General features: G+C 72.8%; 19 protein-coding genes. 8 read left to right on the top strand and 11 right to left on the bottom strand.

Annotated features, from left to right (window positions below; translation table 11 throughout):
- The first annotated feature begins 41 nt into the window (after positions 1-41).
- A complete protein-coding gene (locus AC3IX6_RS20965; protein ID WP_489371512.1) occupies positions 42-1,382 on the top strand; it encodes an ABC transporter substrate-binding protein in 1,341 nt (446 codons plus the stop codon).
- 33 nt (positions 1,383-1,415) lie between these two features.
- Here the strand turns inward: AC3IX6_RS20965 and AC3IX6_RS20960 are convergent, their stop codons facing one another.
- Positions 1,416-2,777 (bottom strand): hypothetical protein, encoded by a 1,362-nt coding sequence (locus tag AC3IX6_RS20960; RefSeq protein WP_489363512.1) that lies wholly within the window; start codon positions 2,775-2,777, stop codon positions 1,416-1,418.
- 256 nt (positions 2,778-3,033) lie between these two features.
- Between AC3IX6_RS20960 and AC3IX6_RS20955 the strand changes: the two genes are divergently transcribed.
- Positions 3,034-4,689 (top strand): hypothetical protein, encoded by a 1,656-nt coding sequence (locus tag AC3IX6_RS20955; RefSeq protein ID WP_489363510.1) that lies wholly within the window; start codon positions 3,034-3,036, stop codon positions 4,687-4,689.
- Between the two features lie 75 nt (positions 4,690-4,764).
- Here AC3IX6_RS20955 and AC3IX6_RS20950 read toward each other — a convergent pair whose 3' ends face one another.
- Positions 4,765-6,144, bottom strand: coding sequence for an NsdA family TPR-like regulatory protein (locus AC3IX6_RS20950; protein WP_489363508.1), 1,380 nt, complete (start codon positions 6,142-6,144; stop codon positions 4,765-4,767).
- 219 nt (positions 6,145-6,363) lie between these two features.
- Here AC3IX6_RS20950 and AC3IX6_RS20945 point away from each other — a divergent pair, with 219 nt between their 5' ends.
- The 3 genes from AC3IX6_RS20945 to AC3IX6_RS20935 all read left to right on the top strand — a co-directional run bounded on the left by AC3IX6_RS20945 (position 6,364) and on the right by AC3IX6_RS20935 (position 9,705).
- Positions 6,364-7,044, top strand: a complete 681-nt coding sequence (locus AC3IX6_RS20945; RefSeq protein WP_489363506.1) for a bifunctional DNA primase/polymerase — start codon at positions 6,364-6,366, stop codon at positions 7,042-7,044.
- A 124-nt stretch (positions 7,045-7,168) separates the two neighbouring features.
- Positions 7,169-8,041 (top strand): ABC transporter ATP-binding protein, encoded by an 873-nt coding sequence (locus AC3IX6_RS20940; RefSeq protein ID WP_489363504.1) that lies wholly within the window; start codon positions 7,169-7,171, stop codon positions 8,039-8,041.
- Positions 8,038-9,705: a transporter gene (locus AC3IX6_RS20935; RefSeq protein ID WP_489363502.1), complete on the top strand. Its 1,668-nt coding sequence runs from the start codon at positions 8,038-8,040 to the stop codon at positions 9,703-9,705. Before AC3IX6_RS20940 ends, AC3IX6_RS20935 begins: the two co-directional genes overlap by 4 nt.
- Before the next feature lie 110 nt (positions 9,706-9,815).
- Here the strand turns inward: AC3IX6_RS20935 and AC3IX6_RS20930 are convergent, their stop codons facing one another.
- The 3 genes from AC3IX6_RS20930 to AC3IX6_RS20920 form a co-directional block, all read right to left on the bottom strand.
- Complete coding sequence (locus AC3IX6_RS20930; RefSeq protein ID WP_489363500.1) at positions 9,816-10,115, bottom strand: hypothetical protein; 300 nt, start codon at positions 10,113-10,115, stop codon at positions 9,816-9,818.
- A 722-nt stretch (positions 10,116-10,837) separates the two neighbouring features.
- Positions 10,838-11,761, bottom strand: coding sequence for an alpha/beta fold hydrolase (locus AC3IX6_RS20925; protein ID WP_489363498.1), 924 nt, complete (start codon positions 11,759-11,761; stop codon positions 10,838-10,840).
- A 383-nt stretch (positions 11,762-12,144) separates the two neighbouring features.
- Entirely contained in the window at positions 12,145-12,837 is a 693-nt protein-coding gene (locus AC3IX6_RS20920) for an iron-dependent transcriptional repressor DtxR (RefSeq protein WP_489363497.1), read from the bottom strand.
- A 268-nt stretch (positions 12,838-13,105) separates the two neighbouring features.
- Between AC3IX6_RS20920 and AC3IX6_RS20915 the strand changes: the two genes are divergently transcribed.
- A complete protein-coding gene (locus AC3IX6_RS20915) occupies positions 13,106-13,861 on the top strand; it encodes an SIS domain-containing protein (protein WP_489363495.1) in 756 nt (251 codons plus the stop codon).
- 54 nt (positions 13,862-13,915) lie between these two features.
- Positions 13,916-14,830 (top strand): IS982 family transposase, encoded by a 915-nt coding sequence (locus AC3IX6_RS20910; protein WP_489363493.1) that lies wholly within the window; start codon positions 13,916-13,918, stop codon positions 14,828-14,830.
- Positions 14,831-14,940: 110 nt separating this feature from the next.
- On the opposite strand, the gene AC3IX6_RS20905 is transcribed toward AC3IX6_RS20910, so the two are convergent.
- Positions 14,941-16,263 carry a PAS domain-containing protein gene (locus AC3IX6_RS20905; RefSeq protein WP_489363491.1) on the bottom strand — a complete coding sequence of 441 codons (1,323 nt, stop codon included), beginning with the start codon at positions 16,261-16,263 and terminating at the stop codon, positions 14,941-14,943.
- 521 nt (positions 16,264-16,784) lie between these two features.
- A complete protein-coding gene (gene pdxH, locus AC3IX6_RS20900; RefSeq protein ID WP_489363489.1) occupies positions 16,785-17,408 on the bottom strand; it encodes a pyridoxamine 5'-phosphate oxidase in 624 nt (207 codons plus the stop codon).
- Positions 17,409-17,645: 237 nt separating this feature from the next.
- Here pdxH and AC3IX6_RS20895 point away from each other — a divergent pair, with 237 nt between their 5' ends.
- The gene (locus AC3IX6_RS20895) at positions 17,646-18,752 is read left to right on the top strand and encodes a citrate synthase 2 (protein ID WP_489363487.1); all 1,107 of its coding nucleotides are present in this window, start codon (positions 17,646-17,648) and stop codon (positions 18,750-18,752) included.
- Positions 18,753-18,891: 139 nt separating this feature from the next.
- Here AC3IX6_RS20895 and AC3IX6_RS20890 read toward each other — a convergent pair whose 3' ends face one another.
- From AC3IX6_RS20890 to AC3IX6_RS20875, 4 genes are all read right to left on the bottom strand, one after another.
- Positions 18,892-19,503 (bottom strand): TetR/AcrR family transcriptional regulator, encoded by a 612-nt coding sequence (locus tag AC3IX6_RS20890; RefSeq protein ID WP_489363485.1) that lies wholly within the window; start codon positions 19,501-19,503, stop codon positions 18,892-18,894.
- Complete coding sequence (locus AC3IX6_RS20885) at positions 19,491-20,246, bottom strand: enoyl-CoA hydratase family protein (protein WP_489363483.1); 756 nt, start codon at positions 20,244-20,246, stop codon at positions 19,491-19,493. The genes AC3IX6_RS20890 and AC3IX6_RS20885 overlap by 13 nt, the downstream gene beginning before the upstream one ends.
- A 503-nt stretch (positions 20,247-20,749) precedes the next feature.
- The gene (locus tag AC3IX6_RS20880; RefSeq protein ID WP_489363481.1) at positions 20,750-21,940 is read right to left on the bottom strand and encodes an acyl-CoA dehydrogenase family protein; all 1,191 of its coding nucleotides are present in this window, start codon (positions 21,938-21,940) and stop codon (positions 20,750-20,752) included.
- Positions 21,937-23,889 (bottom strand): acetyl/propionyl/methylcrotonyl-CoA carboxylase subunit alpha, encoded by a 1,953-nt coding sequence (locus AC3IX6_RS20875; protein ID WP_489363479.1) that lies wholly within the window; start codon positions 23,887-23,889, stop codon positions 21,937-21,939. The genes AC3IX6_RS20880 and AC3IX6_RS20875 overlap by 4 nt, the downstream gene beginning before the upstream one ends.
- Positions 23,890-23,894: the final 5 nt, after the last annotated feature.

Genomic DNA, 23,894 nt, shown 5'->3' with positions numbered 1-23,894 from the left:
CTCACACTTCAGTTACCCGGGGCGCGGAATGGTGCATGCACATGACCACCCGGCGATCAGCAGCACTGTCCCGCACCTTTCTGGCCCGGACCACGGCCATGGCGATGGGCGCGTGTCTCGTCGCCGGCTGCGGGGCGCTCCCCGGAGGCTCGGGGGGCTCCGGGGGCGCCGACACCCTCACGGTCATGACCTTCGCCCCCGTGGAGTCCAAGGCGACCAACATGCCCGGCATGCCGGGCATGGCCAAGGCCTACGAGCGCTGGGTCAACTCCAAGGGCGGCATCAACGGCCGCAAGCTCCGCGTCCTGACCTGCGACGAGCGCAACACGCCCAACGGCGCCGCCGACTGCGCCCGCAAGGCGGTCGCCGAGAAGGCCGTCGCCGTCATCGGCTCCTACAGCCAGCACGGACGCGCCTTCCTGGCCCCGCTGGAAGCCGAGGGCATCCCGTTCATCGGCGGGTACGGAGTCTCCGCGGAGGAGTTCCAGTCCCCGCTCTCCTACCCCGTCAACGGCGGCCAGCCCGTCCTGGTGGCCGGCGCCGGCCACCAGCTGGGGCGCACCTGCGCCAAGGTCGCCCTGGTCCGCCCCGACACCCTCGCCGGCGATTCCCTGCCCCTCCAGCTCAACGCCGGCCTCAAGGCCAACCAGATGGGCGAGGCCAGCGACATCCGGGCCGCCGAGGACTCCGCGGACCTCTCCGTCCAGGCCAACGAGGCACTGGCCGCCTCCTCCCCCGCCGCCCCCGCGAAGGGCGGCGCGAGTTCCGCGAAGGACGGCAAGGACGGCAAGGAGAAGGGCTGCGTGGCCGCCGTGCTCGGCGCCCGCACCGAGACCTTCTTCGACGCCTTCCGCCGCGCCGACTCCCAGAACCGCAAGCCCCAGGTCTCCTCCGTGCTCGGCTCGGTCAGCCAGGCCCTGGTCGACCGCACCGGCGGCAAGGAGAGCCCCTTCGAGGGCGCGTACGTCACGAGCTGGTACCCGGTCTCCGCGGACCCCCTGTGGACGCAGATGCGCAACGTCATCTCGGACCACGCCTTCGGCGACAACGCCGTGGACCCCGACGACAGCGGCGCCCAGACCACCTGGATCGCGTACACGGTGTTCGGCGAGATGGTGAAGCGGTTCAAGGAGGACGAGGACCTCACCGGGCGCACCCTCACGCGGAAGCTCAACCAGTCCGACCCCGTCAAGACCGGCGGCCTGACCCCCGACCTCAGCTGGCGCTACCAGGACATGCGCGCCGTCTCCGGCTTCCCCCGCATGGTCAACGGCCGGGTCACCTTCCAGGTCGTCCAACAGGGCCGCCTGGTGGCCCAGCCGGGCGGCGAGCAGTCCATGGACATGACCAAGACCCTGGAGCAGGCGCCCCGTTCGAGCTAGGACGCGCCTGCCCCCTCGGGCCGGGAGCCCGCCCTACAGCTGGCTCTTGTCCCGCTTGGTCAGGCCGTACTTTCCGGCGATGGCGTTCCACATCCCGGCCGCGTTCTCCTTCGCCCGGGTGGCGTCGCCGCTCGCCTTGTTCCCGTCCGAGGCGTTGCCGGTCGACTTGGCCTTGCCGTCCTTGCACTTGTCGCCGTCGGCCTTGACGTCGTCCGCCCAGGCCGCGTAGCTGTTGTCGGCCTCGGCGGAGGACTTCCACGCCTTGGTGAGGGCCGCGGTCAGCTTCGCGTTGTCCGGGAGCTGGTCCACCTTGAGCTCCTGGAGCCGGGTCACCAGCTCCTCGCGCTGCCGGGCCGCGTCGCGCAGGTCGTTGGCCGCCTGGTCCAGGTTGCTGCAGCCCTTGATGTCCTCGACGGCCTTGATCACCGCGGCCCGGCTGTCGTTGCTGTCCGCGAGGAGCTTGTCGAGCTGGACCGCCTGCGGCTGCGCGGGGTCCAGCGGGGCCTCGCCCTTGTCCGCGGCGGAGCTGCCGGGGGCGGGGGTGGGCGCCACGGCGGCCGGGTCGTTGTTCTGCGCCTTGCCGTCGCTGAGCACCGCACCGACCCCGAGCCCGACGACGGCCAGGCCGATGACGACGGCGGCGATGATCGCGGGCGACACCTTGCGGGCCGCGGGGGACGGGTCCTGGTCCTGGTAGTGCGGCGGCGGCTGCTGCTGGTACTGCTGCTGCGGCGGCGGCGCGTACTGCTGCTGCTGTGCGTACGGCTGTTGTTGCTGCTGCTGCGGACGGGGGCGCTGCTGCGGCGGCTGCTGGCGGAGCACCGGCTCCTGGATGGGCGGCAGTTGCTGCGTGTGCTGGACGTCCCCCCGGAACAGCCCGTCGAAGCCGGCGGCGGGATCCGCGGGCGCGGCCGGGACCGGCGGGATGTACTGCGTGGCGGCCTCGTCGTACGCGGGGGCGGCCGGGACCGGCGGAATGTACTGGGTGGCGGCTTCGCCGTGCGCGGGGGCCGCGGGGACCGGCGGTATGTACTGCGTGGCCGCCTCGCCGTACGCGGGCGCGGCCGGGACCGGCGCGATGTACTGCGTCGCCGCCTCACCGTGCGCGGGGGCCGCGGGGACCGGCGCGATGTACTGGGTGGCCGCCTCCGGCAGCGGCGGGTAGCCGTAGCCGTGGGGGTCGCCGGGGCCCTCGTAGCCGGGGCCGACGACGTGACCCTGCGGGTAGCCGTAGGCGGGGCCGCCGGGTGCGGGGTAGCCGTAGGAGGGCTGTCCGTACAGGTACTCCGGCTCCGCGCCGGGCTGTGCGGGCGGCTGCGTCGGCGGCTGTGCGGGCATGGGCGGGCCCCACGGCTCGCCTCCCTGCGGGCTGCCGCCCTGTCCGCTCTCCGTCACCGGAACTCCCTCTCCGACCTGTCCGCGTCCACGGAACCGTCGGCTCACGCTACCGTTCCCCGCCGAGTTTGCCAGTGTCGGCCTCGTCGCCGCAGGCCGTACCGGACACCGGGCGTCCGGTACGGGGCGGAAAACGGTGCCGGACGGAAAAAGTCCCCGGAACCCGTACAACCCCCGGGGCGGGTCGGTCGTCCAACCCGTGCAGTCGATCACATGTGACGCACGGGGGTTTCCGGTGAACAGTTTCAAAAGGACCATGACGGCCGTCGGGACGGCCGTCGCGCTCGCGGCCGTGGGAGCGCTGGCGGCGCCCGCCGCGAACGCGACGCCAGCCGCGCGGCAGGCGGCACCGATGGCGGACCCGGAGATCAAGTCCGTTCCGGTCGAGGTGGGGGACGCCAGCATCCACGAGTACGAGAAGACGTTCAGCGTCTACGTCGATGGCGGCTCGAACACGACCCCGTACCGGGTCGAGGTGCGCCGGGCCGGCACCGACAAGGTCGTGGCCGTGGTCGACGACCTCACCTACCACTACGAGTACCCCGACGAATCGAACGGACCCAGCCGCTCGTGGTACGAGGGCGAGAAGCAGCCGCTGGTCCTCGCCGACATGGGGGACTACGAACTGGACGTGTACGCCAGGGACTACAAGGGCAACGAGGTGACCCGCCGCAACGCCGGCCGGTCCACCTACGCGCTCGACGCCAAGGTAGAGGCGAAGTCCAGCCGGCAGGAGTTCTCGCTGGACGCCCTCGCCACCCAGGTCACCGGCACGGTCACCGCCATCCACCCGCGCACCGGCGAGCGCCTGCCGCTGACGAGCGCCCGGGTCCGTGCCCGCCTCGGCGAGGGCTGGGCCGACGGAGTCTCCGACGCACAGGGGAAGTTCTCCACCTCCGTCGCCGCCCTCGGCACGGAGAGCAGTCTGCGCCACACCGTGGCACTGGCAGACGGGGACACCGAGGTGTCCGCGACGGCCCCGGCGACGATCCGGGCCCAGAAGGCCGTCCTGACGATGACCTCCACGGCGCCCCTCACCGCCCGCTACGGGACCGCCGTGCCCGTGCTCGGCAAGCTCAGCCGCCAGGCGGACGACGGTACGGTCAAGCCCGCCGCCGGCCAGAGCGTCGTCGCCGCGGGAGCCGGGAAGGGCCAGGCCACCGCCGGCGCCGACGGCAGCTACACCCTGCTGCCCCCGATCTTCAGGACCGGCTCCGTGAACGTGTCCGTCGGCACCAGCAGCTGGCTGATGGGGGACGGCACGCGCACCGCGACCGTCGCCAAGGTCACCCACACGACCAAGGTCGTCGAGGACAAGCTGGTCTCCACCGACAAGTACGGCAGGCTCACCCTCAGCGCCAAGGTCGTCGTCGACGGCCTCACCGGCCAGCAGGCGCCGGTCGAGATCCAGCTCCGGACCACGTCGGGTGAATGGATCACCAAGACGTCCCTCGTCGTGCCCTACAACAAGACGTTCACCGTGACGGTCGCCCCCTCGCGCTGGCATTCCGAGAACGGGTGGCGGGTGCGCACGCCGGGCACCAAGAACATCGGCCCCAGCACGGGCACCAAGGTGCTCGTCCAGAACCGCGCCGCGACGGCGATCTCGGGCGAGCGCGTCGGACCGCTCCAGGCGGTCAAGGGGAAGCAGCTGTCCGTCTCCGCAGTCCTGCGGACCAGGACTGCGGAGGGGCTCGTGCCGTACGCCGGCCAGAAGGTCCGCTACTATTTCCGGCCCGACGGCTCCACCACGTGGAAGGAGATGGGCACCTCCGTCTCCGGGGCCTACGGGGCCGTGAACATGAAGTTCACCGCGCAGAGCAGCGGCTACTGGCGCATCCGCTTCGTCGACGCCGACGCCAACCACCTCGTCAGCGACGGCCGGGAGGGCCGCGTAGAGGTCATCGGCTGAGCCGAACCGCCGGCATCGGCCGAACCGGCGGACCCGCCGCCCGACAGCCCTGGTTCACGGGGCCGGGCGGCGGGGTCAGTGGACCGGCTCCAGGCGGGCCGTGAACTCCCGGGCCGCCGGTTCCTCCCGGTAGGGGTCCAGACGGGTGCGGAAGTCCTCCAGGTACACCGCCCCGCGGTGGGAGCGGATGCCCGACAGGGCCTCCGCCGCCTGCGTCGCCGTCTGGCAGGCGGCTTCCACCTCGCGCTGCTGCACCCGCGCCGCCGCCAGCAAGAGCAGACCGATCGCCCGGCGCCTCGCCTTGCCCGCCGGGAGGTCCCGTAGGGCCTCCTCCGCCCGTTTCGCCGCCGCGTCGGCCTGCCCCAGGTCGCGGTGGCAGTGCGCCAGTTCGTCCGCGAGGTACGCCTGGTCGAAGTGCCGGATCCACTCCGGGTCGTCCCCCGACTCCGGCTCCGCCCGCTCCAGCGCCGTCAGCGCCCGTGAGGACAGCACCGCCGTCGACCGCGCGTCACCGAGCAGTGCGTGGCCCCGCGCCTCCGCCGCGTAGAACATCGCCTCCACCCGGGGGGTGACCTGGCCCCGTGTCCCCTCCTGTGCGGCTCTGGCCAGCTGCGCGATCTCCCTCGGGTTGCCCAGATCCGCCGCGAGGTGACTCATCGACGCCGCCAGTACGTAACCCCCGTACGCCCGGTCGCCCGCCGCCTGCGCGAGCCGGAGCGCCTGGATGTAGTACCGCTGGGCCAGGCCCGGCTGGCCGGTGTCCACCGCCATGTAGCCCGCCAGCTCGGTGAGTCGGGCGACCGCCGCGAACAGCGCCCGGCCGACGGGCTCCCGGTACGCGCCGCCGATCAGGCCGGAGACCACCGAGTTGAGGTAGTGCACGACCACCGGGCGCACGTGCCCGCTGCCGAAGCGGTGGTCGAGGTCCTTCAGGGCCTGCGTGGTCGCCCGTACCGCCTCCACGTCCGACATGCCCACCCGTGAGCCGCCGCTGCGCGCGACCTGCGCGTCGGCCCCGGTGATGAGCCAGTCCCGGCTGGGCTCGACCAGCGCCGAGGAAGCCACGCTCGACCCCGACAGGAAGTCGCGCCGGCCCACATCGCTCCGCCACAACTCGCTGACCTGCTCGATCGCACCGATGACGGTCGGGGAGAACTGCAGGCCGACACCGGAGGCGAGGTTCTTGCCGTTGGCCATGCCGATCTCGTCGATGGTGACGGTCCGGCCGAGTTTGCGGCCCAGCGACTCGGCGATGATCCCGGGGGCCCGGCCGCGCGGCTGCTGGCCCCGCAGCCAGCGGGCCACGGAGGTCTTGTCGTAGCGGAGGTCGAGGCCGTGCTCGGCCCCGCACATGTTGACGCGCCGGGCGAGCCCGGCATTGGAGCACCCGGCTTCCTGGATGAGCGCCTGCAGCCGTTCGTTCGGCTGGCGGGCGACGAGAGGCCTGGCTGCCATGAAAACCCCCAGAGACGCGGGTGATCGTTCGAATGATCACTTCCCGCCTGATGTGCGGGGAATCTTCCCCATTGCGTCCTCTCGCTACCCACCTCCGGCGCCCCGGCCTCCTACGCGCCCCCCGCGATGCACCGATGCGCCCCGCATGCAGGATCGATGCTCCCGAGCCCGGCTGGTTTACGCCCGTAACCCCCGGTGACCGCAAGAGTTGTGTTGCACGTGGAAGAGACCATCGGAGTCACGGAGACCGCGCCCATCCCCCTGCAGCGCAGTGAGCCGCTGCTGGACCATGCCGTGCGGTACACGGAAGAACGGCACTGGGATGTCTTCGCCGGCACCTGGCTGGAGTCCGGCGACGGGCGGGAACAGTGCTCGTGCGGGGGCGCCCAGTGCCCGGCGCCCGGCGCGCACGCGGCGGGGAAGGACTGGGCCTCGCAGGCCTCGGGCAGCGCCGTGCAGGTCAGGCGGCTCTGGGGCAAGAACCCGAAGGCCGCCATCCTGCTGCCCACGGGCCGGACCTTCGACGCGCTCGACGTCCCGGACGCCGCCGGTTTCCTCGCGCTGGCCCGGCTCCAGCGCATGCAGCGCACCCTCGGACCGGTGATCGCCAACCCGGCGGGACGGATGCTGTTCTTCGTCCTGCCCGGCGCCGGGGCGAAGGTGCCCGACCTGCTGCGCAAGATCGGCTGGCAGCCGGCCCAGCTCGACCTGGTCGCACGCGGTGAGGGCGAGTACGTGGCCGCGCCGCCGACCCGGATCGGCGGGCGCGGTTCGGTGCAGTGGGCGCAGCCGCCGACGGCCGCGAACCGGTGGCTGCCCGACGTGGAGGAGCTGATCGACGCACTGGCCTACGCGTGCGGGCGCGAGGCGGCCGCGGAACGGGCCCGGCGCACGGCGTGACACGGCCCTGACCAGCGGACACGTTGGCCGGGAAACTCATGACATAAGTAACTGCTCCACCTCTCCCCCCTCCTCCTATGGTGAGAAAAGCAGGACACGGGGAACGGAATCGAGAGGCAGGCGCATGCCGGACCAGGGCGTTGCGACGGGCGAAACGGACGGAACGGGCGGCGGTGTGCGACCCGCACCGTCCGCCGTACCCGCCGTGCGGGTCGAGGGTTTGTGGAAGCGGTTCGGCGAGCAGGTGGCCGTGTCCGGGATCGATCTGGAGCTGCCCGCCGGGCAGTTCGTCGGCCTCGTCGGGCCGAACGGCGCGGGCAAGACGACGACGCTGTCCATGGTGACCGGGCTGCTGCGCCCGGACATGGGCCGGGTGATCGTCGCCGGGCACGACGTGTGGGCGGACCCGGTCGAGGTGAAGTCCCGGATCGGCGTGCTGCCGGAGGGCCTGCGGCTCTTCGAGCGGCTCTCCGGGCGGGAACTGCTCGGCTACATGGGCCGGTTGCGGGGGCTGCCGGGCCGCGAGACGGACAGCCGGGCCACGCAGCTGCTGGAGATCCTGGACCTGGCCGGTTCGCAGAACAAGCTGATCGTCGACTACTCGACGGGCATGCGGAAGAAGATCGGCCTCGCGGCCGCGCTGCTCCACAACCCCGAAGTACTGTTCCTGGACGAGCCGTTCGAGGGTGTGGACCCGGTGTCCGCGCAGACCATCCGCGGAGTGCTGGAACGTTACACCTCCTCCGGAGCCACGGTCGTCTTCTCCTCCCACGTCATGGAGCTCGTCGAGTCGCTGTGCGACTGGGTGGCCGTCATGGCCGCCGGCCGGATCAGGGCCGCGGGCCCGCTGGCCGACGTACGGGGCGACGCGCCCTCGCTGCAGGCCGCGTTCCTGCAGCTGGTCGGGGCGCAGGGCCGGGCCACCGGCGAGTCCCTGGACTGGCTCGGCGGCGGGGCGGCGGCCAACGGCGGGAGCAACGGGGCGGGCGTCCGATGAGCACGCCCACGCACACGCGGGCTCCGGCGCCCGCATCCGGGTCCGGCGCCCCCGCCTCCGCGGCCGCGTCCGTCAACATCACCCCGGTCTTCGTCCGCCTCAAGCTGTCCCTCCTGCGCAACGGACTCAAGGGCTCCTCGAAGCGCAAGGCCGCCTACTTCGGCACGCTCGGCCTCGCCCTCGTCGTCGCCTTCTTCACCACGCTCGGCCTCGCCCTGCTGCGCGGCAACGCGCACGCCGCGTCGGTCGTCGTACTGCTGGCGGCGTTCATGGCCCTCTGCTGGACGTTCCTCCCGCTGTTCTTCCCCACCGGCGACGAGACGCTCGACCCGAGCCGGCTGGTCATGCTGCCGCTGCGCCCGCGGCCGCTCGTACGGGCCCTGCTGGCCTCCTCCCTCGTCGGCATCGGCCCCCTGTTCACGCTGTGCCTGGCCGTCGGCTCGGTGATCGCCCTCGCGCGGGGCGCGGCGGGCGTGGTGGCCGCCGTCCTGGCCGTGCCGCTGCTGCTGCTCGGCTGCGTCGCACTGGCCCGGGCGGTGGCCACCGCCAACGTCCGGCTGCTGACCAGCCGCAAGGGGCGTGACCTCGCGTTGCTCAGCGGCCTGCTGATCGCGATCGGCGCTCAGGCCGCGAACTTCGCCGCCCAGCGGCTGTTCGAGACCGGTGGCCTGGAGCGGCTGGAGCCGGTCGGGTCGGTCGTGCGCTGGCTGCCGCCCGCGACGGCCGTCGGGATGGTGGACTCCGCGAGCGAGGGCTCGTACGGGATCGCGGCCGCCCAGCTCCTCATCACGGTCGCCGCCCTCGGACTGCTGCTCTGGTTCTGGGAACGCAGCCTGACCAAGCTGATGGTCACCCCGGACGGTTCGACGATCGCGGCCGCCAAGGAGAAGAAGAAGCCGGCCGACGGCAAGGCCCGCGGCGGCTGGTCGTTGCTGCCGGACGACCGTACGGGCGCGGCGATCCAGCGCGCGCTGCGCTACAGCGTGCGCGACCCGAAGACCAAGTCGGCGTTCGTCTCGGCCCTGGCGATCGGCCTGATCATCCCCGTCGTCAACGCCGTCCAGGGCAGCGGCTCGGTGTACCTGGCCTGCTTCGCCTCGGGCATGATCGGCCTCCAGATGTACAACCAGTTCGGGCAGGACACCTCGGCGTTCTGGATGGTCGCGCAGACCATCGCGAGCACCCGGGACGCGTACGTGGAACTGCGCGCCCGCGCCCTGGCCCTCGCGCTGGTCACCGTGCCCTTCACGGTGCTGGTCGCGGCGGTCACGGCCGGCCTGATCGGCGACTGGGCCGGGTTCCCCGGCGCCCTGGGCCTGGCCCTGGCCCTGCTCGGCTCGATGCTGTGCACGGGAGCCCTGTCGTCCGCCTTCTTCGCGTACTCGATCCCGACCGACGGCGCCTTCAAGAACGTCGCCCCGGGCCAGGGCGCCCTGGCGTGGGGGAGCCTCTTCGCCGGCATGTTCGCCACGGCGCTGATCAGCTCCCCGCTGATCGCCCTGGCCATCTATTTCAGCGCCACGGACCAGAAGTCCCAGGCCTGGATCCTGCTCCCCCTGGGCCTGGCCTGGGGCACGCTGGCCACCTGGGCCGGCCTGCGCATCGCCGCCCCGGCGGTGGCGCGCAAGCTCCCCGAGATCCTGCTGGCGGTCAGCAAGGGCTGACGCACCCGAGTGCGGAGTGAGGGGCGTCCGGTACCGCTGACAGGCTGACAGACGGCTGTCAGCGGTACCGGCCACGGCACAGGACGGCTCCGCAGGACGACATCCGCCGGTCAACGGACCGGGGCCAGGGCGGCGTCCGCCTCGGCGAGGGCCGACTCGCCCGCGCTCAGGGAGTCGTAGACGAAGTGGACGGTGGCCCCCTCGATGCCGCAGTACTCGGAGATCCCGACGCGCAGGAGGCGGTCCACCGGCCCGTCCCAGCCGAGCTCCTTGAACTTGGCCTCCGGGTAGCTCACCAGCGGGATCCACACCATCCGCTTGCCGACGCGCAGTCCTGGTACTGGTTCCTGCGCGGCCGGATCCAGGAGGCCACCGAGGCCACCCGGACAGCGGACTCCACGGCCCTGCACGCCGCCTTCACCACGGGCGAGGCCCTGCCCCTGCCGGAACAGCTCGCCCTCCTGGACACCCCGTGAGCGACCCCGCGGCACCGGAGCTGCCCTCCGAGGTCGCCGAAGCCCTGGACTTCCTCCTCGGAACCCAGGACCCGATCCACTGCGACCATCCGCCAACTGTCGCCCCCCGGCCGCCACCTGACCCCCCACCGGATCCACGAGGCCGCACGCAAGGCCCCGTAAGGCCCGACAGGAGCCCGCAGGAGCGACGAAGCCGGGCCCGCGGCACATGTTCGCCTTACCGGCCCGTCAGGCCCCGTACGGCCCCACAGGAGCACCGGGAGCGGCAGGGAGCGCTCGGGGGCCAACAACCCCCGCCTACTCACAGGGCTCCGCCAGACCACGCAGCCCGGCAAGGCCCCGGAGGGCGACAGAAGACGGGCCCACGACCCAACAGCCACCTCCACCAGGCCCATCGGGCCCCGCCAGGCCCCACAGGAGCACCGGGAGCGGCGGGGAGCGGCCCGGGGGCCAACAGCCACCTCGCCCACCCGCAGGCCCCGGCAGACCGCGCAGCCCGGTAAGGCCCCGGGGGCGGCAGAAGACGGGCCCGCGGCCCAACAGCCACCTCCGCCAGGCCCATCGGGCCCTGTCAGGCCCCGCCACGTACCACCGGCTTCGCCCGGCCCGACGGGGCCCGCCAGGTCACCGCCGGACCCGCCAGCCCCGCCGGCCCCTCATGCCGAGGCCTTGACCCCGTCCAGGAACGGCTCCACCGCCGCGCGCCAAGCCGCCGGGTGGTCGTAGTGGAGGTAGTGGCCGGCGTCCGGGATCTCCGCGTACTGGCCGGCCGGCAGGACGCGGACCATTTCCTGGGCCTCCGCCCGGCCCAGTTCGCCGTCCAGGCCGCGGACCACCAGCGTCGGGCAGCGGACCTGGGCGAGCTCCTCCCAGTGCGCGTCGTGCACCCAGGTCTCCCGCGCGGTCAGCATCTGGCGGCGCGAGAACAGCGGGCGCCAGCCGTCGTCCGCCTGGTGCATCACTTCGGCGAAGAACTCGCCCCGGCCGGGATCCGGGCGCTCCACCCGCGGATCGTCCTCGCCGAACCAGCGCCGCGCGGCGTCCTGCGTGGGGAACGGCAGCGGCCAGTGCCGGAACCATTCCTCCCACTCCTGCTGCGAGGCCTCCCCCAGCGCGGAGGCCCGCATGTCGCAGATGACCAGGGCCGCCACGAGGTCGGGGCGGCGGGCCGCGAGCTGCCAGGCGGTGAGGGCGCCCATGGAATGGCCGATCAGCGTCACCGGCGCGAGGCCGAGCTGCTCTACGGCCGCTTCGGCGTCGGCCACGAAGGCCTCGCGTCCGTAGGCGACGGAGCTGCCGGGGCCGGAGGTCGGGGGGCGCTCGCTCTGACCGTGGCCGCGCTGGTCGAGGGCCACGACGCGGCGGCTCGCGCCGAGCCAGCGGGCGGTGCCCGCCCAGTGGAAGGCGCGGCCCATCAGGCCGTGCAGTAAGAGGGCCGCGGGCTCGCCCGAGGACGAACGCGGCGGCGAAGGGTCCGACGACGGCTCCGGCGCGGGCTCACGCTCCACGGCCGCTTCGCGGAACTCCCAGGCAGCCAGGCGTACGCCGTCGGCCCCCGTCACATCGAGGCGTCGTACCACCGCAGATGCACCCCCTTCGCTCCCGGCCACAGTATCGAACCCGCATTCGAAAACGGGGTTCTCGCCGCCAACACCGCTCTTTCGAGTGACCTTGCTCAAGGATTGACCGCCGCTGCCGATGGAGATCCTTTCAACAGGGAGGCGGACCGCTCGGGGAAGACGGTCCGAAGGGATGACCTTGAGAGCTCGGGGCTCCAGGTCAAGCAGGGGAGGACCGGTCCCGGCGCCGTAAGGCGCCGGGACCATCCATACAGATCCGCACCGGTCCACATCGGCCGACACCAGCCGGATTCGCTCGCACTGGCGACCCGATCGAACGCCCGTGCGTCAGCCTGTCGAACCGCCTCTACGCCTCCCTGCCCCTACGCCTCTCCGCGCCTCCGTCAGCGCTTCGCCACGAACACGTGGGAGGCGACGTCCGCCTCCAGCTCCGCGGCCTCGCCCCCACTGCCGACCAGCACACCGCCGGGCGACTCGGTCACGCTGACCACCGAACCGGGCTGCACGCCCGCCCGGCGCAGCGTGTACATCAGCTGCGCGTCCGTCTGGATCGGCTCGCCGATCCGGCGGATCACCACGGTCTTGCCCTCCACGCCCGGGTCCAGCTCGGAGAGGCTGACCATGCCCTCCTCCAGGAACGGATCGGCCTCGGCCTTCTCGCCCAGCTCCTCCAGCCCCGGGATCGGGTTGCCGTACGGCGATTCGGTCGGGTGACGCAGCAGCTCCAGCACCCGCCGCTCCACCGCCTCGCTCATCACGTGCTCCCAGCGGCAGGCCTCGGCGTGCACCTGCTCCCACTCCAGGCCGATGACGTCGACGAGCAGGCACTCCGCGAGCCGGTGCTTGCGCATCACGCGCGTCGCCAGCTTGCGCCCCTCGTCGGTCAGCTCCAGATGCCGGTCGCTGGCGACCGCCACCAGGCCGTCGCGCTCCATCCGCGCCACCGTCTGGCTCACCGTCGGGCCGCTCTGGTCGAGCCGCTCGGCGATACGGGCGCGCATGGGGACCACACCTTCCTCTTCCAGTTCGAGGATGGTGCGGAGGTACATCTCCGTGGTGTCGATCAGTCCGGACATTCGTGCCCCTCGGATTGCGTGCGCTGGCCCTGCCCCCAATTCTGACCCATCGCGCCGACAACCGTCCCGTGTAGGACGTCAAGGGCCGTTCCGGACCGCCCCGAAACACCCCCCGCGCCCCGGTGGTCACCTCTCATTACGCCGCCCACCGGGCCTTTCGCCCCCTGGATGGAATTTCGTATTGACACGCCCTTGGTCCAGACCGCACGGTGAGCGGCGGACACGGACGACAACCTCACCCACTCCCACCCCGGAAGGCCATCGGCGTATGAGCGAGAGCAAGCTGGCCGGTCAGTTCTTCGACGCCGCGATCGGCCTGCTGGAGCGGGTACGGGACGAGGAGTCCACCCGCATCAACGAGGCCGGGACCGTCATCGCCGACGCCGTGGCCGCCGGGCACAAGCTCTTCGCCTTCGGCGCCGGGCACTCCTCGCTCCCCGCCCAGGACGTGGTCTACCGGGCCGGCGGACTCGCCCTGATGAACTTCCTCGCCGTCCCCGGCACCGCCGGCATCGACGTCATGCCCGCCACCCTCGGCAGCGCCCTGGAGCGCGTCGACGGCCTCGCCGGGGCGGTCCTGGACAGCAGCCCGGCCAGCGACGGCGACGTCCTCGTGATCATCTCCCTCTCCGGGCGCAACGCGCTGCCGGTCGAGATGGCCATGAACGCCCGCGCGATCGGCCTCAAGGTCATCGGCGTCACCTCGGTGGCGTACGCGACCGGCACCAAGTCCCGCCACGTCTCCGGCACCTTCCTCAAGGACCACTGCGACATCGTCCTCGACAGCAAGATCGCGGTCGGCGACGCCGAGCTCACGCACGAGGGCATCGAAGCCCCCTTCGCCCCCGCCTCGACCGTCGTGACCAGCGCGATCATGCAGGCGGTCATGGCCGCCGCGGCCGGCGAGCTCGTCGCCCGCGGGGTCGAGCCGCCGCTGCTGCGCTCGGGCAACGTCGACGGCGGCCACGAGTGGAACGGCCGCGTCATGCAGGAGTACGGCGACCGCATCTTCTTCCGCCACTAGATGATTGATTCCAAGGGGTAGCCGTACGGACGCGAGGGTGCCCAATCTCAGTTTGTGACGACCGAGATAGACACCCTCGCAACTGCACTGTACGTGCGGGTCGATGACCTTTTGAAGGCTTCGCCGCATCTTGCTCCGTGGCGCCCGCGGGTCGGCCTGGAGCCGAAGCTCAGCGATGCGGAACTGGTCACCCTCGCGGTGATGCAGGCCCTGCTGGGCTTCGTCTCCGAGGCCCGTTGGCTGCGCCACGCCCACGCTCACCTGCGGCACCTCTTCCCGTACCTGCCCCAGCAGCCAGGCTGGAACAAGCGCCTGCGACGGGCGTCGGGCCTGGTCAGGCAGGTCCTGCGTGAGCTGGCCACCGACACCGCCCTGTGGACCGATGACGTGTGGATCGTGGACTCCACACCCGTGGAGTGCGGACGCTCCCGCGAGACCTCGAAACGCTCCGACCTGGCCGGATGGGCCGAGTACGGCTACTGCTCCAGCCACTCACGGTTCTTCTGGGGCCTGCGCCTGCACCTGGTCTGCACTCCGCACGGCCTGCCCATCGCCTTCGCGCTGACCGGAGCGAAGGCCGTCGAACGCGAAGTGCTGCTGGACATCTTCCACGTCGACCCGGGCCTGCTCGCAAACCGGCCACCACCGACGCTGCTGGCGGACAGGAACTACTACGGCCGTGCCTTCGAGAGGGACCTCGCCGACCTGGGCGTCCGGCTGCTGAGGCCGGCCCGCAAGGGTGAACCCGAGCGGGCCGGAGCCGAGCTGTTCAAGCCACTGCGCCAGCTGATCGAGTCGGTCAACCAGACCCTCAAGGGACAACTCGACCTCGAACGGCACGGCGGCCGCACGCCCGCCGGGGTCACCGTGCGCGTCCTACAGCGACTCCTCGCCCTGACCGCCGCGATCTGGCACAACCACAAGACCGGTGGACCAGTCATCCGATCACTGACCGCCTACGACCACTAAGGCCTTGGAATCAATCATCTAGGCACGCGGGGCCCCTCAGGCGGGGGGCCTCCGGCGGGGGCCCCGAGGCGGGGCCCTCACCTCACTCCCTCGCCCACTCCCTCCCTCCCTCACCTTCCCGCCAGGCCGAGGTCCAGGTCCAGGTCCGCCGCGACGCGGGCCGCCACCTCCTCCGCGTACGCCGCGTCCGCCCGCTCGAAGGCGGCCCTGGACGGCCCCCGCAGGAACGTCAGCGTCCCCAGGCTCCGGCCCCGGCTCCGCAGGACCGTGCACAGGGCGTGCGCCGCCCCCTCGGGCCAGCGCCGGCTGCCCGCCCACGCCCCGTCGGCCTGCCCCGGCGGGGCGCTGGCCCGCACCGACCCGGCCCGGTCCAGCGCCTGCAGCGCCGGGTGCCCGGCCGCGTAGCGCACGGGGATCGCCCCGGGCTCGGGCAGCCCCGGGAGGCCGGGCGGGGACGCCGCCCAGCGCAGCAGCCGCGCGGGCGCGGTGTCCCGTAGCGGCTCCAGTACGTCCACCAGCGCGTGCTCGGCGAAGCCCGCCAGGGCGAACTCCAGCCGCACCGCCGCCGCCTCGGCCGGGTCCTCGCACTCGGCGGCGGCCCGCCCGGCCCGGTACAGCTGGTGGGACCGGAACCGCAGCTGCGCCGTGTCCAGCTGCGCCTGGCGGGCCTCGGTGACGTCCTGGAACAGCAGCGCGACCCCGAGCGGTACGGGTTCCTCCGCGAGCGGCGACGCCAGGCGCAGGAACCCGCACCGCCAGCACCGCCGCCGCACGCCCTCGGGGCCCCGTACGGACACCCACAGCTCCGCCGGTGCCGGGGGCGCACCCTCGGCCAGTACGTGCTGCAGGGCCCCCTCCAGCTCCTCCACCCCCTGCGCCAGCAGCTCCCCCAGCGGCCGCCCGAGCAGCATGGTGCGGCCGGAACCGAAGGCGCGGGCGGCATGGACGTTGACCACGGCCGGACGCAGGTCCACGTCGACGAGCACGACCCCCCAGGAGGCGTCCTCCATGAGCGCCTCGCTCAGGGCGATGGAACGCTCCAGGTCGATCTGCGCGTGCACCTCGCTGAAGGCGCAGTACACCCCGGCCGGCTTCCCGTCGGCGCCCGGCACCCCCGCGGACTGGGTCCGCACGAGCACCCGCCCGCCGTCCTTGGTCAGCAGCGCGAACTCGTGCACCTGCCGCCCCGGCACCTCCTGGGCGGCCATCAGTCTCTCCTGCACGTCCTGCGCGTCGGCGGCCCGCACGGCCCACCCCGCGAACCCCTTGCGCCCCACGGCCTCGATCGCCGACCACCCCAGGATCCGCTCGGCCTCGCGGTTCCAGTGGGTGATCACGCCCTCGGCATCGAACGCGCACAAGGCCGCGTCCATCCCGTCCAGCAGCGCTGCGAGCAGATCGTCGGCGGTCTCACTACGTCCGGATGCAGTCACCTGGGCCCCCTGCAGGTGTTCGCGTGTGCGGCACGTCACGTCATTGAACTGGAACGTGACGCAGCCCACACCCACTTCCCGCAATCATCCCGGTATGTCCGGGCCGGACCGTCCGACGACGCTCGTCGAGGCCTATGACGGCAGGACCACCGAACAGCGACGGGACTGGGTCCTCTCCCGGCTCAAGGTCGTCGGCGTCGGGAAGGACGAGGCACGTCAAGCCCGTCTCGGAATCGCCCCCGAAATTCGGTTGAGCGGGATCTTTGGGGGTGCCTACAGTGGCCGCACACGAGAAGGGAGGTGGTTGCCGCAATGTACGGAAACCGGACGCGTGAGGTGGCTGCGGGCTAAAGCGCCCGTTGTCGCACGCACCCAGTGCGGTGCCCGGCGGAGTCGCCGGCGCCAATCCCAAGCAGTCACCCGACCCGCGGGCTCGCCGGTACGTCCGGCCGGCTTCCCCCACTGCAGGGGGGGAAACCCGAGCTCGCGGGTCGTCTGCGTGTACGGGCCCCCCTACGGGGTCACGGGCAGAGGCGTTCCACGCGCCATTTCTCCGCCTCCAGGACGTAGCGGAGGCGGTCGTGGAGGCGGTTCTCGTGGCCCTGCCAGAATTCCACCGCGTCCGGGACCACCCGGATGCCGCCCCACTGCGGGGGAACCGGAACCTGTTCGCCCTCGGGGTAGCGGGCCTCCAGTTCCGCGTAGCGGCGGTCCAGTTCCGCGCGGGAGGCGATCACCGTGGACTGTTCGCTGGCCCAGGCGCCCAGCTGGGAGCCGTGCGGGCGTGAGCGGAAGTACGCCGCCGTCTCGTCCCGGCCGATGCGGGCGGCCGTTCCGGTGACGATGACCTGGCGGGCGATGGGGTGCCAGGGGAAGAGCAGCGAGACGAAGGGGTTGGCGGCCAGTTCGCGGCCCTTGCGGGAGTCGTAGTTCGTGAAGAAGACGAAGCCGCGGTCGTCGAACTGCTTCAACAGGACCGTGCGCGAGCTGGGGCGGCCGTCGGGGGTTGCGGTCGCGACGACCATCGCGTTGGGTTCGAAGACGTTCGCCTCCGCCGCGTCCCGGAACCAGCGCGCGAACTGGCCCATCGGCTCCTCGGCGAGGCTCTCCTCGGCGACGAGCCGGGAGCGGTACTGCTTGCGCATGTCGGCAGGGTCAAGGTGGTGATCGGTCACGCCGCCATCCTGCCGCAGCACGGCGTCCGCGACTGTGCCGTATGTCACGCTTCCCCGCGCCAAGCGGAACGGACAAAATCTTGGGGCCGGTCCGACGGTCCCGAACGGATGACCATCGGCCGTGCCGGGCATCAACGGGGATGACCGCGCCGGACCGCGAATCACGCCGGGAGCCGCGCGTGTTCGCACTATTTGAGGAGCCGCCTGATGTCCGACTTCGTACCCGGTCTCGAGGGAGTCGTCGCGTTCGAAACGGAGATCGCCGAACCCGACAAGGAGGGTGGGTCGCTCCGGTACCGGGGCGTCGACATCGAAGACCTCGTGGGCCACGTCTCCTTCGGGAACGTCTGGGGCCTGCTGGTCGACGGTGCCTTCAACCCCGGCCTGCCGGCCGCCGAGCCCTTCCCGATCCCGGTGCACTCCGGTGACATCCGGGTCGACGTGCAGTCCGCACTCGCCATGCTCGCCCCCGTGTGGGGTCTGAAACCGCTGCTTGACATCGATGAGCAGACCGCGCGCGACAACCTGGCGCGGGCGGCCGTGATGGCGCTGTCGTACGTGGCCCAGTCCGCGCGCGGCCAGGGCCGGCCGATGGTCCCGCAGAGCGAGATCGACAAGGCCGAGTCCGTGGTCGAGCGGTTCATGATCCGCTGGCGGGGCGAGCCCGACCCGCGCCACGTCAAGGCCGTCGACGCCTACTGGACCTCGGCCGCCGAGCACGGAATGAACGCTTCGACCTTCACCGCGCGCGTCATCGCCTCGACGGGTGCCGATGTCGCGGCCGCACTGTCCGGGGCGGTCGGCGCGATGTCCGGGCCGCTGCACGGCGGGGCGCCCTCCCGGGTGCTCGGCATGATCGAGGAGATCGAGCGCACCGGCGACGCCGTGGCGTACGTGAAGAAGGCCCTGGACAAGGGCGAGCGGCTGATGGGCTTCGGGCACCGCGTCTACCGCGCCGAGGACCCGCGCGCCCGCGTGCTGCGGCGTACGGCCAAGGAGCTGGACGCCCCGCGCTACGAGGTGGCCGCCGCGCTGGAGAAGGCCGCCCTGGAGGAGCTGCACGCGCGCCGCCCCGACCGGGTGCTCGCGACGAACGTGGAGTTCTGGGCCGCGATCATGCTGGACTTCGCGGAGGTTCCGGCGCACATGTTCACCTCGATGTTCACGTGTGCCCGTACCGCAGGCTGGTCCGCGCACATCCTGGAGCAGAAGCGCACGGGCCGCCTGGTCCGCCCCTCGGCCCGCTACACCGGGCCGGGCGTGCGCAACCCGCGCGAGATCGCGGGGTACGCGGACATGGCGGAGACCGCCTGAGTCCGTCCGGGTCCGCCTGGGGCTTCCTGGGTCCGTCTGAGTGTGCGACCGCGTCGGCTGCCCCCGCACAGGGCCGCCGCTCGTGCCGGGCGCCGCATCCCTTCGGGGGTGCGGCGCCCGTCGCGTTTCCGGGAGGCCTTCAGCCCAGTTCCGAGTCCAGGATCCGGGCCCATTGGGCGACCACCCGCGCCCGGCGGGCGGTGTCGTCGGTGAGGACGTTGGCCAGGCCCAGGCCGCGGGCCATGTCCAGGAGGCCCTGCACGGTCTCCCGTACGCCCGGTACGGACTCGTCCGCGCCCAGCAGCTCCACGGCCATGCGGTGGGTCTCGCGGCCCACGCGGGCCTCCAGCTCGGCCACGCGGGGGCGCAGCTGCTCCTCGTGGGAGGCCGCGACCCAGAGCTGGAGGGCGGCGCGGAACATCGGGCCGGTGTACAGGTCGATGAGCGCCCCGACCACGTCGGCGCGGGCCGCCGCGGGGCCGCCCTTCGGGAACAGGTCCAGCAGGGCGGTCGAGCGCACCTCGGCCATGTACTCGACGGCCGCCGTGAACAGTTCCTCGCGGGTGCGGAAGTGGTGCTGGGCCGCTCCGCGCGAGACGCCGGCGCGCTCGGCGACGACGGCGACGGTGGATCCGGCCCAGCCCTGTTCCGCGAGGCAGGAGACGGCCGCTTCGAGGAGGTGGCGGCGGGTCACGCGGCTGCGGGCCTGCTTGGGGCCCGTCGGGTCGGTTTCCGTGGTCACCGTAGCCATGACGGGTCCCGGCGCTCGAAGCGGGCGCTGATGCCCTCGCGGGCCTCGGCGGAGGCGAAGTGCCGGGCGGACAGCTCGGTGAGGGCGGCTCCGTCCCGCTCCAGGGCGGCCCGTACCGGGGCGGTGACCAGCCGTTTCGTCGCGGCCAGGGCCTCGGGGCCGGCCTTGAGCAGGCCGTCCAGGACGGGAGCCAGGAGCTTGTCGAGGCCCTCGGCGTCCTCCGCCTGCGTTCCGTGGAGGGTGAGCAGGCCGATGCGGGTGGCCTCGGCGGCGTCGAAGACCTCGGCGGTCAGGAAGTAGCGGGCCGCGGCGCGGGGGTCCAGGCGCGGGAGCAGCGGCGCGGAGATCACGGCCGGGACGACGCCCAGGTGCGTCTCGGTGAAGGCGTACGTGGACGCGTGCCCGGCGGCGGCGACGTCGCAGACGCCGAGCAGCCCGAGGCCGCCCGCGCGGACGTGGCCGGTGACCCGGGCGACGACGGGCTTGGGCAGCTCGGCGATCTCCCGGAGCAGGGCCAGGAAGTCGGCGGGGTCGCAGGGCGACTTGAGATCGGCGCCGGCGCAGAAGGTGGTGCCGGTGTGGGTGAGGACCACGGCCCTGGTCGACGGGTCCGCGGCCGCGGTGGCGAGGGCTGCGCGGAGTTCCCGGACCAGGGGGGCGGAGAGGGCGTTGCGGTTGGCCGGGGAGTCGAGGGTGAGGGTGGTGAGGCCGGGCGTTCGCGCGGCGTGGACCAGTGGGGGCATGTCTCCTCCGGGGGGGTGGTCGGTCGGTCGGGATCCCCTCCGGGGAGGGTATGCGGGTTGCCTGCGGCGGGCTCGGGTGGGCCCGGTGGGTGGCCGGCCCTGCGGGGCGAAGTCCCCGCGGTGGCCCTTGCCGCTGCGCGGGGCGAGGAGTCCCCGCTGCGACCTTTGCCGCTGCGCGGGGCGGAAGTCCCCGCTGCGACCCTTGCCGCTGCGCGGAGCCAAGTCCCCTACCCGCCCTTCGCCCGTTCCCCGGGCGCTGCCCGGACCCCGGTCCTCAAACGCCGGACGGGCTGGAAGGGGTACCGGGCTGCGCCCGGACCCCCTGGGGCTCCGCCCCAGCCCCCGCGCCTCAAACGCCGGCGAGGCTGGATTTGCCGCTGCGCGGCACAATTCAGCCCGTCCGGCGTTTGAGGACGGGGTCCGGGCAGCGCCCGGGGAACGGGCGAAGGGTGGGTAGGGGAACTCCGGCCGCGCAGCGGTAACCGGGGGCAGCCGGGGTGGGGCTAGTAAGACTTGGGGAGGCCCAGGGTCTGGTGGGAGATGAAGTTGAGGATCATCTCGCGGCTGACCGGGGCGATCCGGGCCACCCGGGAGGCGACGATCAGGGCGGCCAGGCCGTATTCGCGGGTGAGGCCGTTGCCGCCCAGGGTGTGGACGGACTGGTCCACCGCACGGACGCAGGCCTCCCCCGCGGCGTACTTCGCCATGTTGGCGGCCTCGCCTGCGGCCATGTCGTCGCCGGCGTCGTAGAGGTGGGCCGCCTTCTGCATCATCAGGCGGGCCAGTTCGAGGTCGATGTGGGCGGCCGCCAGGGGGTGGGCTATGGCCTGGTGGGCGCCGATGGGGGCCTTCCAGACCTGGCGGGTCTTCGCGTAGTCGACGGCCCGGGCGAGGGCGTAGCGGCCCATGCCGATGGCGAAGGCGGCGGTCATGACGCGCTCGGGGTTGAGGCCCGCGAAGAGCTGGAGCAGGCCCGCGTCCTCGTCGCCGACCAGGGCGGAGGAGGGGAGCCGTACGTCCTCCAGGACCAGCTCGAACTGCTTCTCCGCCGCCTGGAGTTCCATGTCGATGGGGGTGTACGCGAAGCCGGGGGCCTCGCGGGGGACGATGAACAGGCAGGGCTTGAGGCTGCCCGTGCGGGCGTCTTCCGTGCGGCCCACGATGAGGGTGGCGTCGGCGATGTCCACGCCGGAGATGAAGACCTTGCGGCCGGTGAGGACCCAGTCGTCGCCGTCGCGGCGGGCGGTGGTGGTGATGCGGTGGGAGTTGGAGCCGGCATCGGGTTCGGTGATGCCGAAGGCCATGGTGCGGGTGCCGTCGGCGAGCCCGGGGAGCCAGGCCCGCTTCTGGTCCTCGGTTCCGAAGCGGGCGATGACCGTGCCGCAGATGGCGGGCGAGACGACCATCATGAGGAGCGGGCAGCCGGCCGCGCCGAGTTCTTCGAGGACGATGGACAGTTCGGCGATGCCGCCGCCTCCGCCGCCGTACTCCTCGGGGAGGTTGACGCCGAGGTAGCCCAGTTTGGCCGCGTCCGCCCACAGTTCGTCGGGGTGGCCGCCCTCCCGGGCGATGCGGGCGAGGTACTCGCGCCCGTACTTCCGGCCGAGGGCGGCGACCGCCGCGCGCAGGGCCTGGTGCTCTTCGGTTTCGAGGGTCGTGGTGCCGAGGGTCGTGGTGCCGGGGGTGGAGCTCATGCTTCCTCCTGGACTACGGCGAGCAGGGCGCCGAATTCGACCTGTTGGCCGGTGACGGCGTGGAGCGCGGTGAGCGTGCCGGAGGCGGGCGCGAGGATGCGGTGCTCCATCTTCATGGCCTCCAGCCAGAGCAGGGGCTGCCCGGCGGTGACGGGGCTGCCGGGGGCGAGGCCCTCGGCGACGCGGACGACGGTGCCGGGCATGGGGGCGAGCAGGGAGCCCGGTTCGGTGCGGTCCTGGGGGTCCTCGAACCGGGGGACGGAGGTCAGGGCGTGGGCGCCGAGCACGGAGTCCACGTACGTCGTGTTCGATTTTTGTTTCACGTGGAACAGCCGCCGGACGCCGTCCACTTCGAGGGTCACCAGGTGGCGCGCGGCAGACAGCACCCGGACACCGGGGTGGTCGAGGAGTTCCGGGGGGCCGCTGCGGGCCGGGTGGTAGCGGACCTCGTACGCGGTCCCGTCCGCCGTGTAGCGGCGGCTCTGCGGCTGCGAGCGGAGGTTGCGCCAGCCGCCGAGCCGGGTGGCGAGGGGGGCGTCCGGGTCCGGGGCGGCCTCGGCGAGGGCGGCGGCGAGCGCGCAGAGCACGGGGGCCGGGTCGTCCGGGGCGGTTTCGGTGAGGGCCGGCAGGTGGCGCTCGTAGAACCCGGTGTCGAGCCGCGCCGCCGCGAACTCCGGGTGCCGCAGGGAGCGTACGAGGAGCTCCCGGTTGGTGGTCAGTCCGTGGATCCGGGCCCCGGCCAGGGCGTGGGCCAGGGCGCGGACCGCCTCGGCGCGGGTCGGGGCATGGGCGACGACCTTGGCCAGCATGGGGTCGTAGTGGATGGAGACGGTGTCCCCGTCGGTGAAACCGGTGTCCACGCGGACCTCGCCGGGCACGGCGAGGGTGTGCAGGGTCCCGGTCTGCGGACGCCAGTCCCGGGCCGGGTCCTCGGCGTAGAGGCGGGCCTCGACGGCGTGTCCGGCGGGGGTGGGCGGGTGGAGGGGAAGTGCCGCGCCCTCGGCGATCCGTAGCTGGAGGGCGACGAGGTCGAGCCCGAAGACCGCTTCAGTGACGGGGTGTTCCACCTGGAGGCGGGTGTTCATCTCCAGGAAGTACGGGCGGCCCTCGGCGGTGACGAGGAACTCCACCGTGCCCGCACCCTCGTACGAGACCGCGCGCGCGGCGGCCACGGCGGCCTCGTGGAGGGCGCTGCGCAGGGCCTCGGGGAGGCCGGGCGCGGGGGCTTCCTCGATGACCTTCTGGTGGCGCCGCTGGAGGGAGCAGTCGCGGGTGCCGAGCGCCCAGACGGTGCCGTGGGAGTCGGCGAGGATCTGCACCTCGACGTGGCGGCCGCGCTCCACGTAGGGCTCGGCGAACACCTCCCCGTCGCCGAAGGCGGACAGGGCCTCGGCGGAGGCGGCTTCGAGGGATTCCTTGAGGGAGTCGAGGTCCCGGACCACCCGCATCCCGCGGCCGCCGCCGCCCGCCGCGGCCTTGAGGAGCAGCGGGAGGTCTGCGGCGGTGGCCGCGTGCGGGTCGACGGGGTCGAGCAGCGGGACCCCGGCGGCGCGCATCAGCTCCTTGGCCCGGGTCTTGGAGGCCATGGCCTCCATCGCCTCGGGCGGCGGGCCGACCCAGGTGAGCCCGGCGGCGCGGACGGCGCGGGCGAAGTCGGCGTTCTCGGAGAGGAACCCGTAGCCGGGGTGGACGGCGTCGGCGCCCGCCGCGCGGGCGGCCGCGATGACCAGGTCGCCGCGCAGGTAGGTGTCGGCGGGGGCCGCGCCGGGCAGCCGTACGGCCGCGTCGGCCTCGCGCACGTGCAGGGCGTCGGCGTCGGGGTCGGAGTGGACGGCGACGGTGGCCAGGCCCAGCGCGCGGGCCGTGCGGAAGACGCGGACGGCGATCTCGCCGCGGTTGGCGACCAGGAGGGAGGTCAGGGTCGTCTGCGAAGTCGTGTGCGAAGTCATGTGCG

This window comes from Streptomyces sp. GL_141, assembly GCF_057834385.1.
This window is presented reverse-complemented; position numbering and strand designations above follow the sequence as displayed.